This is a genomic window from Eggerthella lenta DSM 2243, assembly GCF_000024265.1.
Taxonomy (GTDB): Bacteria; Actinomycetota; Coriobacteriia; order Coriobacteriales; family Eggerthellaceae; genus Eggerthella; species Eggerthella lenta.
In genome coordinates this window covers 3,591,159-3,603,715 of the sequence record NC_013204.1, presented here as the reverse complement: position 1 = coordinate 3,603,715, position 12,557 = coordinate 3,591,159, and the positions used below count along the sequence as shown (strand labels likewise).

8 protein-coding genes are annotated in these 12,557 nt (G+C 62.1%); 4 read left to right on the top strand and 4 right to left on the bottom strand.

Annotation, left to right across the window (positions count from 1 at the left end):
• Nucleotides 1-83: 83 nt before the first annotated feature.
• The 3 genes from ELEN_RS15520 to ELEN_RS15510 all read right to left on the bottom strand — a co-directional run bounded on the left by ELEN_RS15520 (nucleotide 84) and on the right by ELEN_RS15510 (nucleotide 3,501).
• A complete protein-coding gene (locus ELEN_RS15520; protein WP_009305553.1) occupies nucleotides 84-1,355 on the bottom strand; it encodes a CaiB/BaiF CoA transferase family protein in 1,272 nt (423 codons plus the stop codon).
• A gap of 149 nt (nucleotides 1,356-1,504) precedes the next feature.
• Nucleotides 1,505-2,800, bottom strand: coding sequence for an MFS transporter (locus ELEN_RS15515; RefSeq protein WP_009608932.1), 1,296 nt, complete (start codon nucleotides 2,798-2,800; stop codon nucleotides 1,505-1,507).
• Between the two features lie 446 nt (nucleotides 2,801-3,246).
• The gene (locus tag ELEN_RS15510) at nucleotides 3,247-3,501 is read right to left on the bottom strand and encodes a hypothetical protein (RefSeq protein ID WP_015761538.1); all 255 of its coding nucleotides are present in this window, start codon (nucleotides 3,499-3,501) and stop codon (nucleotides 3,247-3,249) included.
• 269 nt (nucleotides 3,502-3,770) lie between these two features.
• Between ELEN_RS15510 and ELEN_RS15505 the strand changes: the two genes are divergently transcribed.
• Together ELEN_RS15505 and ELEN_RS15500 are read left to right on the top strand one after the other, a co-directional pair.
• Entirely contained in the window at nucleotides 3,771-5,231 is a 1,461-nt protein-coding gene (locus ELEN_RS15505; protein WP_015761537.1) for a GntR family transcriptional regulator, read from the top strand.
• A 159-nt stretch (nucleotides 5,232-5,390) separates the two neighbouring features.
• Nucleotides 5,391-7,055 carry an ATP-binding protein gene (locus ELEN_RS15500; RefSeq protein ID WP_015761536.1) on the top strand — a complete coding sequence of 555 codons (1,665 nt, stop codon included), beginning with the start codon at nucleotides 5,391-5,393 and terminating at the stop codon, nucleotides 7,053-7,055.
• 167 nt (nucleotides 7,056-7,222) lie between these two features.
• Here the strand turns inward: ELEN_RS15500 and ELEN_RS15495 are convergent, their stop codons facing one another.
• Complete coding sequence (locus ELEN_RS15495) at nucleotides 7,223-8,641, bottom strand: MATE family efflux transporter (RefSeq protein ID WP_015761535.1); 1,419 nt, start codon at nucleotides 8,639-8,641, stop codon at nucleotides 7,223-7,225.
• 248 nt (nucleotides 8,642-8,889) lie between these two features.
• Between ELEN_RS15495 and ELEN_RS15490 the strand changes: the two genes are divergently transcribed.
• Together ELEN_RS15490 and ELEN_RS15485 are read left to right on the top strand one after the other, a co-directional pair.
• A complete protein-coding gene (locus ELEN_RS15490; protein ID WP_015761534.1) occupies nucleotides 8,890-10,764 on the top strand; it encodes an ABC transporter ATP-binding protein in 1,875 nt (624 codons plus the stop codon).
• Entirely contained in the window at nucleotides 10,761-12,494 is a 1,734-nt protein-coding gene (locus tag ELEN_RS15485) for an ABC transporter ATP-binding protein (RefSeq protein WP_015761533.1), read from the top strand. The genes ELEN_RS15490 and ELEN_RS15485 overlap by 4 nt, the downstream gene beginning before the upstream one ends.
• The last annotated feature ends 63 nt before the right edge of the window (nucleotides 12,495-12,557 follow it).

Sequence of the window (12,557 nt, the reverse complement as noted above, 5' to 3'; positions counted from 1 at the left end):
GGTATCCGCGCGGTTGAAAACGGTACTTCATCGGATCGCCGTCGCAGCTGGCGATCCGCTTTCCACTAACGGCGTCTCAGCAGTTACTCGGCCTTCTTCTTGGCGGCTGCGGCCTGGGCCATCAGCTTCTCCATGTTGTACTGATCCTTGTCCCATTGATCCTCTTCGGTCACGAGACCCTGCTCGCGCAGCTCGTCGATCTTCGCGTCGTCGAAACCGTATTCCTTGAGCACCTCTCGGGTGTACTCGCCCGGATAGCCGGAGGGACCGAACTCGGCCTCGCCCGACGAGAAGATGGCCGGAGCCTTGACGATGCCGATGTGCTTGCCGGAAGGATAATCTATGCCCTGGAAGAACCCGGCGTCCCAAGCCTGCTGGTCATCCTGCAGGTCGGCGAAATGCTGGCAGAGGTCGAACGGGATATCGGTGGTCATGAGCTTCTCGATGGCCTCGTCGCGCGTGACGTTGGCCAGCACCTCGGTGATGATCGGCGTGATCTCGGCAGAAGCGGCCAGCGCGGTCTGATAGTCGGGCCACTTGGCGATGAGGTCTTCGTCCATGCCGAAGGCATGCACGAACTCAGGCCAGGAATTGTGCCACTGCAGGCCCATCAGGGCGATGGCCTTCTCGTCGGAGCACATGTACGGACGGGCCAGGGGCAGCACGGAGTTCGGATCCGTGGGGTACTCGTCGCCGTAGGCGGCGGTCACGATGGGGACGCCCACGCTCCACATGCCGGCGTGCATGAGGGCCACGTTCACTTCCTGACCCTTGCCGGTGCGCTGCTGCTCGATGTAGGCGGCCAGCACGGCCATGGCCAGATAGGTGCCCGTGGGGATGTCGCCGAAGCCGAAGTACGGGATCATCGGGTTGTCGCCCTTGATGGGGCAGTCCAAGTCGTAGCCTGCACGCGCGGCGTAGGAGGCCGCGTCGAACCCGCCGCGGGGAGCCCACTCGCCCTTGGTGCCGTAGCCGGAGGTGTTGCCGCAGATGATCTTCGGATTGATCTTCGACAGGCTCTCGTAGTCCAGACCCAGCTTCTTGGAATCCTTCGGTCGCAGATGCGAGAGGAACACGTCGCAGTCCTTCAGCATCTCTTTGAGGATGGCCAGCCCTTCGGGTTTGCGGGTGTCGAGCGTGATGCAGCGCTTGCAGGAGTTGATGGAGTCCCAACCGGCCTGGTCGCCGTTGTAGATATGGCGGGCAAGGCCGATGCCGCGGTTGCTGTCGCCGGTGGGAGGCTCGACCTTGATGACGTCGGCGCCCCATTCGCCCAGGATGCGTCCGCCCATCGGAGCCGCCATGAACGCGGCGATCTCGATGACCTTCATGCCTTCCAGAAGTTTCAGAGCCATGTGTTTCCTCCTCTTTCAAAAGGACTGTAGTGTGACGGGCGGTCCGGTTGTTTCCGGTGCCCGCCGGCTGCGGGGCTCGTGCCCCGCAGTGGAACCAAACGGGTGGCGCGCAGCGCATTCCGCGCAAAGCGCCGGGTGGCGCGTCTGATTTACGCCTTCGGCATCCACATGGCCTGAACCTTCTTGCCGGTCTTGAAGGCCATGATCATGGAGATCAGGCAGACGACGATGAAGCAGAAGATCATGATGAGGGCGGGCGTGAAGCTGCCCGTCGCATCGTAGATGAAGCCGTACGCCGGGATGAGGATCATGGAGCCGATGCCGGTGGCCATCATGACGATGCCGTAGATGGAGCCGAATTCCTTCTGGCCGAACAGCGTGCCTAGCACCAGCGGGCCGATGACGCCCAGCGTGGCGGACAGGCAGCCGTAGAAGAACAGCGAGCCGAAGAACATGTACAGGTTCGTGCGGAAGAAGATGAGGCCCAAGAGGGCGATGAAACCGCACGCGCACGCCACCATCGTGGCCTTGAGGGGGCCCAGCTTGTCGGAGATCGTGCCGAACACGACGGCGGCGATAGCCGTGCCGATCATGTACGCCGTCATAGCGAATCCGCTGGTCACGGTATCGAAACCAGCTTCGATAGCCAGGGTGGGAACGATGGAGGCGAACGCCAGCGTTCCGGTGAGCAGCACCATGAAGATGAAGAAGAACCAGAACGTGGGGGTCTTCAGCGCTTGCTTGGACGTGAGGCCCGGCAGGTTCTTCGCGGCCTCGGCGGCGGCTTTCGGATCGGCGTTCTTGGCGGCTTCGATGTCGGCCTCGGTGGCGCCGAGGGGCAGCTGCCCCTTCTGCTCGGGCGTGCGGAACCAGATGAGCACGGCCGGGATCACGATAACCAGCGCGAGCACGCCCAGCACGATATAGCCCATGCGCCAGCCGTTCGATGCGATGATGGAGGCGACGACCGGCGAGAGAACGGCGGAGCAGATGGCCACGAAGCTCATCATGATGCCCATGGCCAGGCCGTTCTTATCCTTGAACCAGCGGTTGATCATCATGGGACCCACCAGCTGCGTGGCGAACACCGAGCCGAACGCCATGATGCCGGCCAGCGCGTAGAAGCCCCACACTGCGTCGACCAGCGACAGCGCGGCGAAGCAGCCCGCCTGGATGGCGACGGCGACTACGGTGATGATGCGGATGTCGAACTTGTCGAGCAGGCGACCCGCGAACGGGCTCCAGAACATAGTGATCAATGCCGAGATGGACGACATCATTGCCACTTCGCCCACGCCGATGTGCATGTCGGCGCTGATAGGCTGGAAGAACAAGCCCATGCCGCTGTTGATGCCGCCACGGCACAGACCCATCATCAGCAGAACGCCGATGAGGACGAACCATGCGAAGTGGATCCCCTTCTTTTTGGCTGTAGTGGTAGCCATGTTTACCTCCTGTGTGCGTTCGGTCGCAGGGACCGTCCGCGATTCAGTTACGATTCTTGCGGATCGATATCCACCGCAGACCGTGCTTCGCCCTGGCCGCTATGAGGCGGTCCTGGTGAAAACGATGTTCAGTGGAGTGACGCTGAGCCGTGCCCTCGACTTTCGCGTCGCCTTCCGGGAGGCGGGATGCGGAACCTAACTACCGATAGGAGATCGGAGGAAAATATGCGACCGCTTGCCGAACTCTTGCTGAGATCGGCTGGTGTTCGTATACTTTTGGCAACGATCTGGTGAGAAGGATCGGTTGTTAGGGGCATCCGGAGATCCTCCGGGAAGGTAGGACGTCAACGTCCTGCCTTCACCCCCTTTCTCTCCTTACTTCGGGCACAACGATACAAGGCAAGCGCGACCCGACGAAGGGCGCACTTCCCCCGAGGGGCACCAACTTAGGAAAGGAAGATGAAGAGCTTGGTTGCCGAGGCGTCTCCGTAGTTTGCGGAGGAATACGCAACGCGGCGAGTATTCAAGAACGAGGCGAACAGCGCGGAAGTCTTCGGCAACGTGAAGCTGGAGAAGAAGCGCTTGAACTGGCGGGGGCAGACTTTGCGGTTCCAAGCCCATTTGCTCATGAGCATACCCATCTTCGCTTGGCGTAAGCGTGGGTTCCGCTTGATGTAGGATTTGACGTTCAGCTCAAACATCAACACCATGTCCTAACATTCCCCGTGAATTCGTCAAATTATGACGACTTCCAGTAGTTTAGACGGTAAAACATTTAATGTCAACCACGTTTAGCATGGTGAATCGACATCGGTGCTCGTTTGCTTCCTCTCGTTGTCGTAGCAGCTGTTTGACCGGGGATTTCATTAGATATCCGATAAAATATTTTCTGCTTCATTCGATAAGCAATCTGCTTGATTGGTAGCCGCCGCGGTACAATACCGCATCATGGAAGCGGCGAAGGAGAGGTTTGGAAAAGAAAGCCACCTTATTCGAGTACGTGTATCGTCAGCTTGTCAGCGACATCGAGCAGGGAGCGCTGCGCTATGGCGACGCGTTGCCGTCGCTGCACGACTTGTGCGATCGATTTCGGGTGGGCATCAGAACCATCCGCGACGTGCAGCGTGCTTTGAAGGCCGACGGGTACATTGTCGTGGAGGAGCGAAAGCGCGCTGTCGTGGCGTACCGTCCGGCCGATGACGCGGATGACGGTCGCATCCGTGCGCTGCTGGCGCGTCGCGAGGTGGTTGCCGATTGCTACAGAACCCTCGAACTGGTCATGCCCCCGTTGTTCCACTTAGCCGCTCGATGCTGCTCTGACGAGGATCTTTTCGCTTTGGCTCAGGATGCGAAGCGCGTTGATCGCTCTGGCGTATCGGAAGGGTGGCGCATATCGCACGCATCGATTGTTTTGCACGGCCTGGTGGCAAAGGCAGGCAACCCGTTGTTCACGTCGTGCTTCGCAAGCTTGGAGCGCATCGGTCTGGTGCCGGTGGTTCCGGGTTTCGAAAGCCCTTTTGCCTCGCGTGCGGTCGACGTCGACGGGGGTTTGATGACGTGGATGTTCTCCTCTCTGCTTTTGCGCGATGCTGATGAGGTGCAGTATCGGTTCGGTTGCATGTATCGCGGCGTCGCGCAGCGCGTCGGGGCGTATTTCGACGCGCTCGAGAACGCATATGCCCCCGCCGTGGACATCGGATCGTTCGGGTACGCGTGGAATGCGAAGGCCGGGTTGGAATTCGTGCACGGACAAATAGCTCGCAATCTTGTGGAACGCATCGTTCGGGGGGAATTCGTTGACGGCCAGCTGCTTCCTTCCATCGCCGAGCTGTCGGCGCAGTATGGAGTCTCCGCTTCCACGGTGCAGAAAGCGTACGGCGCGCTCAACGTCATAGGCGTCGCGCGCACCGTCAACGGGTTGGGCACGCGCGTGCAGTTGGGCAATGCGACGTTCAGCGAGCGCTGGCTGGAAGATCACTCGTTCAAGAGAGATGTGGGCACGTACGTCCATGCGGCGCAGATGATGTGCGCCGTGCTGCCTGCTGCATTGAGCCGCGTGCAAGGTCATGCGGAGGAGGTGGCCTCTTCTGCGGAACGCGCCCTCGCGGTCGAGGAGGGGGATTGGGCGGTGTCGAAGGCTCTCATAACGGGTTTGATCGAATGCACGGAGCCTTGCGCATTGCAGACGATTCTGCGGGAGCTGAACGATTTGCTGCGCTGGGGAGCCTTCCTTACGCTGTTCGCGGCTTCGCGAGAAAGCGCGTCCGCTCTCTCGTCTCTCGAAAGCATCGCTCTCGGGCAGGCGCGCAGAGCCGACGACGAGGGGTTCTCCCAATCGATGACCGCGTATTACCGCCTTATGCTCCAGTCCGTGCTCGCGTTTCTCGAGAGGGCGGGTATGATTGACGTCGACCGCACGATCGTGCCCTAGGACCGCGGCGGGCTCCGACGGTTTACCTCCTTCCCAATAGGGTGCTATACTCTGACACCGCATGCAATAAGGCTATGTTTGATCAGGTATAACAATTTCTGCACTCAGGCAGGTCGGTTTGATCGAGGGGATGTCGATGGCTCAGAGATTGGCTGACGCATGAAGCGAGCGCCGAATGCGCGCTGGACGCGCATCTTCGGGTTGGCGGGTTTGCTGACCCTGCTTCGCCGCGTGCGGCGCCGGGCTGATGCGAAGGAGCTGGCCATCGAGAGCCGCGAGCAGCTGTTCAGCATGCTGGTGCGCAATGCCGACGATATCTACGTTATGTTCTCTCCCGATGCGTACGAGGTCGAATACGTCAGTCCCAATGTGGAGAAGCTTTTGGGCGTGTCGGTCGAAGCGGTGAAGAACAACATACGAGCGCTGTCGGATTCGGCGGCCGATCCATCGTCCGACCCTCGAATCGATGACATTGCGTCGTTGGAAGAGGGCGAGTGCCTTCAAGTGTTTCGCGAGCGCATTCAAGCGCGCACAGGAGAGCGTCGCTGGTACCAGGAAACGTTGTACCGGGAATCCATCAAAGGGGTGGATAAGTACGTGCTGGTGCTGTCCGATCGCACGAACGAGCAAAAAGGAAGTTTGATGCTCGAGCAGGCGCTCGATATCGCACGATCGTCGAACGAGGCGAAGAGCCAGTTCCTTGCGAACATGTCGCACGACATACGCACGCCCATCAACGCCATCGTGGGCATGACGAAGATCGCACGGGAAAGCGGCGAGGCCAGCGAGAAGATAGCCGGTTGCCTCGATGCCATCACCGCGTCGTCTCGTCATTTGCTGGAGCTTATAAACGACGTTCTGGACATGTCGCGCATCGAAAGCGGGCAGATGGAGCTTCAGGAGCGTCGGTTCGACATCGATGACGTCGTGGGCGGGGTAGAGGCCATCATCCGTCCTCAGGCTCAGGCGAAGAGTCAAGAGCTGCGCATCGATCGCTCGAAGATGAAGCATAAGGCGTTCTCGGGAGACGAGCTGCGCATAAGCCAGATCCTTTTGAACCTTGCGTCCAATGCGGTGAAGTACACGCAGGAGGGCGGCTCCATAGCCCTCGTCGTGCAGGAGCTGGCGAAAACGCGGCCCAGCTATGCGAGCGTTGCTTTCACGATAACCGACAACGGCATGGGCATGTCGCCGGAATTCGTCGAGCGTATTTTCGATCCGTTCGAGCGCAGCGAAGAGGTGTCTATCGCGCGGATACAGGGAACCGGGTTGGGGATGTCCATAACGAAGGCGCTGATCGACGCCATGGGCGGCATTGTCGAGGTCGACAGCGAAAAAGGACGAGGCAGCTCGTTTCGCGTGACATTGGAACTTCGCGTCGTCTCGTCGGCGGATGCTTGTCCGCCGCTTGAAGTCGTGCCGGAGAGCACCTCCTATCGATTCGAGGGCAAGAGGTTTCTCCTGGCCGAGGACAACGAGCTGAACGCTGAGATATTGATAGAGCTTCTCGGCTGCCGCGGCGCGAAAGTGGAGTGGGCCGAGAACGGCGAAAAGGCGATCGATGCATTCTCGAAGCACCCGGCAGGATATTACGATGCGGTGTTCATGGACGTGATGATGCCGGTGATGAACGGCTACGAGGCAGCGCGCGCTCTGCGCGCTTGCAGCAGCGCCCGCTCGGAAGAAGTGAAGATCGTCGCGCTGACGGCCAACGCATTTGCCGAAGATGTGAAGTCCGCGCTCGATGCGGGCATGGATGCCCATGTGGCGAAACCGGTCGACATAGACGGGCTTGCATGCGTGCTCGGAAAGGTTTGCGGCTGAACGAGGCGACGGGGCAGCGTGCGAACCCCGATGTTTCACGTGAAACATCGGGCGGTTTGCTCGTGATGCCGTATGCGCAGAACCGTTGCGCTGCCAGCTCTTCGAGGGTAACGCCTGCATGATGCACGAGCAAGACGGCAGCGGCAAGAGGGCGGCGCGCCGGCCCGCTAGGCTCGGGCGGCTTCCTCTTCCATGGTCACGCGGTCAGCTGCGGAGCCTTCGTCCTTTCCCAGGTTGCGGATCACGCTTGCCACCATGAACGCCGCCACCACGATCATGACGCCGTCGGACAGGGCCGATGCGGCCCATACGCCGTGGATGCCGAGCCCTGCGACGTTCGGCAGGATCAGCACGAGTGGGACGAACAGAGCCACGGGTCGCGCGAACGTGAGGATCGCCGCCTTGCCGCCTTGTCCGAGCGCTTGCAAGAGCGTGATGCCCATGACCATGGGGCCTGCAACCAGGTAGGTGGAGAAGAACACCCTGAAATCGTCGGCGCCCATCGCGGCGACGGCCGGGTCGGAGACGAGCAGCGACAGCGTGGCTTCCGGCGCCAGCATCGCGGGTACCCAGAACAGCAGCGCCAGCGCCATCGAGCCCAGGCAGAAGACGATCGTCAGCTTGCGCACGCGACCGTAGAGTCCGGCGCCGTAGTTCGTTCCGGCCGCGGGCTGCAGGCCGTTGCTCATGCCCCACAAAGGGATGAAGGCGAACGCCTGGATGCGCAGCGCAGCTCCCAGCAGCACCTGCCATTCCGCGCCGCCCCATGCGGCGGCCGCGCGGTAGGCGATGGCTTGCTGTACCAGCACGAGCACCTGCATGAGCATGGCGGACGCGCCCACCTTCAGCACTTCGGGGAGTATCGCGGGCGAAACGGCCACGCGGACGATACGCGCCGTCTTCTCGCGCTTGACGAACCACCACAGCATGACGCCCGCTTGGATCATCTGCGTGATCACCGTGGCGCAGCCCGCCCCCTGGATGCCGAGCCCTTGGTCGCGCAGGGCCAGGATGAACAGAGGGGCCAGCACCATGTTGAGGACGGCGCCTCCTCCCATGATGGCCATGGCCCGCGCCAGCTCGCCTTTGCCGCGCATGACCATGTTCGAGCTTTGCGCGAAGTTCACGAACAGGCTGCCGACGAGCATGATGCGCAGGTAGGATTCGGCCAGGTCGAGGACCTGCCCCTGTGCGCCGGTGAGGGCCAGCAGCGGGCGCGCGAACACCGTGCCGACGATCGTGACGGTGAGCGACAGCACCAGGTTCATGACCACGAGGTTGCCCATCACCTGGTCGATGGTGCGCTGGTCTTTCGCGCCGATGGCGCGCGACAGCACCGAGGCCGACCCCATGCCGATCATCGAAGCGCCGCCGGAATTGATGAACGTGAACGGGTAGGCCACGGCCACGGCTCCCATGGCCTCCATCCCGATAAGCTGTCCTGCGTACACGGCGTCCATGAACGTGTACAGCCCGATGACCGCCATGCCGACGATGGCAGGCAGGCTGAGCGACATCATGAGCTTGCCGGGCGTTTGCGTGAGCATGAGCGCGCGTTTGTCTTGCTGTAGAACCTGTCGAGCCATGAGTTTCCTCGCTTTCCTTGTCGGGCATAAGCCGCCCGAACGTCGGGAGCGGGTCTGCTCGCTATATGTTAACCATGTCTAACTTACTTGTTGTTTCCGACTCATGCAAGTGCGGAATAAGAATGTATGTAGATTATGTGGTGAAATCCCCAAAATCATTTCTTGAAGTTAGCTATGGCTAACATCTGCACATCGGCCGGCTTGCTCCGCCGCCGCCCCTGTTTCCGAGAGAGAAAAGAGTGCCGCTTATGGAATCTGTCGACAGTGCCGCCGCTCGGCGCACGTATCTGCGTCTGATCGAGCCGGTGAAAGGGAGGATCATAGGCAACGTCGCCATCGCGGCCTTGTCGTCGGCGTGCGAGTTCGTCCCCTATCTCGCAATCGCGCGCGTTGCCCAGCTGTCCATCACGGAAGGCGTTCCCCCGTCCGACGTGCTGGCGATGTGGGTTCTGGTCGCCGTCGCGGGCGCGGCGGCGGGAAGGATGCTGTTCAGCATGGCCACCGGCCGCTGTCATTACGCCGACGCCGATTTTCGCGTTCACGTGCGCACCGTGCTGATAGAGCACTTGGGGAAGATTCCGCTGGGATGGTTCAACGACAACAGCTCGGCGCAGGTGAAGCAAGCTGCCACCGATGACGTTCTCAACCTGCATCAATCGGTCGGGCATGCGCCGGTCGACGTGACCGCCGCGCTGCTCTCGCCCTTGATCCCCTTGGTGTACCTGTTCACGGTGGACGTTCGCTTCGCCCTTCTTCTGGTGGCGTACTTCGTCGTGGTGATAGGCGTTGCGTGGCCGTTCATGATGAGGGATTTCGGTCCTCTCAACAAGAGGTTCAACGAAGCGATGGTGGAGGTTTCCTCCGCTGCGGTGGAGATGGTGGAGGGCATCGCCGTCATCAAGACCTTCGGTTCCCGAAGCCGTGCGGGCGCACGGTACCGGGCGGCTACCGAGGAGCTGGCGAAAGCGTGCTATGTGTGGACGAAGCGCAATGGCAACGCGTTCAGCTGGGTGTCGGCCTTGTTCTCGCCGGGAGCAATGCTGGTGGTTCTGCTGGCTGCAACGCTGGCCTTCGTCGCGAACGGCGTTTTGCCTTTGGAGCGGTGCGTCCCTTTTCTGGTGTTGGGCGTGGGAATTCCCGCGGGGCTGGTCAACCTGTTTCGAAGCATTCGAATGCTGCAGATGTCGCTGCAGGCCGCCGACCATCTGGCCTCCGTTCTCAACGTGGCTCCGTTGGCCGAACCCGAGCGGCCTCGCCCGGCGGCCGAAGGACCCGTGTGCATGGAGTTCGAGGGCGTGGCGTTCGCGTACGGCGAGAACCTGCCTTTCGTGCTGCAAGACGTCGACGTCGCGTTGGAGCCGGGAACGGTGACGGCCCTCGTGGGAGATTCGGGCAGCGGCAAGACGACGCTCGCCCGCTTGATCCCTCGCTTCTGGGATCCCGTTTCAGGGTCGGTGCGCATGAACGGAACGGAGCTTCCCCAGATGGCCTCCGGCGAGGTGCTTTCGCGTGTTGCCGTGGTGTTCCAGGACAGCATGCTTTTGCGAGCGAGCATCGCGGACAACATCCGTTTGGGCCGTCCCGGTGCCACCGACGAGCAGGTGCAGGCCGCCGCGCGCCAGGCCCAGATTCACGATCGCGTAATGGAGTTGCCGCAAGGCTACGACACGGTGCTGGGAAGCGAAGGCTCGGATCTGTCGGGCGGCGAGGCGCAACGCGTGGCCATCGCGCGCGCCATCGTCCAAGATGCGCCTATTCTCGTGCTCGACGAGGCGACCGCCCATGCGGATCCTGAGAACGAGACGGCCATCCAAAAAGCGCTGAACGCGTTGGCGAAAGGCAGGACGACCGTCGTGATCGCGCATCGGCTGGACACCATCGTGCATGCGGACCAGATATTAGTGCTGGTCGGGGGCAAGGTGGTGGAGCGCGGCGTCCATGAGGAACTGCTGGCGGCCGACGGCCATTATGCGGCACTGTGGCGATCTCAGCAGGTGGATGCGCTGGAAAAGGCGCTACTTGTGGAAGGAGCCGCGATGCGCGGCGCGGCCGCGGGGCCGCAAGAAGCGGATGGCGAAGCGGAGCCGAACGGTGCCGATTCGCGCGAAAGCGAGGAACGATGATAACGACCCAAATCGACGATCTGGTAGGGCGGCCGACCGGCGTGAAGACGCAGGCTTTCCTGTACGTGCTGTGCGGCCTGGCGGAGGCGGCCGTGTACGTGGCGCTGCTTCCGCTGCTGCGCTCGCTGATAGCGGGCGACTACGTTGCGGCGGGGTATCTGGTGGCGCTGGCTGCGGCGCTGGCGCTGTTGCATTCCGTGATCGGCTTTTTCGCGGACAATCGCGGCTACTATATCGGCATCGAGCAGATCTGCCATGCGCTGCAGGACGCCTTGGGCGACCATATCGTGCGCCTGCCGCTGGGGTGGTTCACGAAAGAGCGCTCGGGGCAGGTTGCGGCTCTGCTCACCAAGGAGCTGCAGATGGCCATGGACGTGCCTAGCACGTTTTTGCGCCAGATGGTGATCGCCGTCACCACGCCGGCTGCGGTGGTGGTGTTGTTCCTGTTCGTGGATTGGCGCATCGGCCTGGTGTTCGTGATTGCGGCTCCGCTGCTGCTGTGGGCTTCGCGCGCCATGGCGAAGGCCGCAGGCGAAGGCCATAGGCAGGAGGAGCTCTCGAACGCTGAAGTGGCGGCCCGGGTGTTGGAGTTCGCGCACGCTCAGCCCGTTTTGCGCGCGACGAAGCGTTCGGTGGAGGGCTGGGACGCTTTGCAGCAGGCCATCGAGCGGGACCGTGCGGCGACGGTTGCCACCTTGCGCATGGCATCGGCACCCGTGGCGCGCTACACGATGCTGATCCAGGTCGTGTTCGCCGTCGTGTTCGCAACGGCCACGGCTCTTTTGGCCTGGGGCCAGATCGACGTGGCATCGTACGTGTTCGTAGCGGTGCTCTCCTTGAGGCTGGTCGATCCTTTGACGCTCATCGGGTCGCAGGGGATGGCGCTGCGCGTGGCGAAGAACGCGCTGGACGCGTCCGAGGGGATATTGAAGACGCCCCCTCTGCCCGAAACCCGCAACCCCCGCGTTCCTTGCGGATCCAGCGTGGTGTTCGATCGCGTGGGCTTTGCCTACGAGGAATCCCGTCCGGTGCTGCAAGGCGTGAGCTTGACGTGCCCCGAGCGCAGCCTGACCGCTTTAGTGGGCCCTTCCGGCTCGGGAAAGACGACGCTGACGCGGTTGGTCGCGCGTTTCTGGGACGTTTCCGAGGGCAGCGTTTCGATCGGCGGGGTGGACGTGCGCGACATGCGTCCCGACGAGCTCATGCAGCAGATATCCCTCGTGTTCCAGGACGTGTACCTGTTCGACGGAACCATCGAGGAGAACGTGCTGGCGGGGCGCCCCGACGCAACGCCCGAGGAGGTGCGCCGCGCCGCGCACGTCGCGCGCCTTGACGAGGTGGCCGCCCGTCTGGAGCAGGGATGGGACACGCCCGTGGGCGAGGGAGGCTGCCGCCTTTCGGGCGGAGAGCGCCAGCGCGTCGCTATCGCGCGCGCTTTGCTGAAGGACTCGCCCATCGTGCTGTTCGACGAGGCCACGGCCGCGCTCGATGCGGAAAACGAAGCGGCCATCGTGGAGGCTATGCACGAGTTGGCGCGCGATCGCACGGTCATCGCCATAGCCCATCGCTTGTCCACCATCGCCGCCGCAGATCAGATAGCCGTCCTAGAGAAGGGGTGCATCACCCAGCAGGGAACCCACGGCGATCTGGTGAAGGTGCCCGGCCGGTATCGGTCGTTTTGGCGCGAGCGCCAGCAGGCGGCCGGTTGGCGGCTGGCCAGCGAGCAGTAGCGCTTCGGATTCGATCCGGCGCGTTCGGTGCCGGAACATCAGATGAACCAAGACATGCAAAAC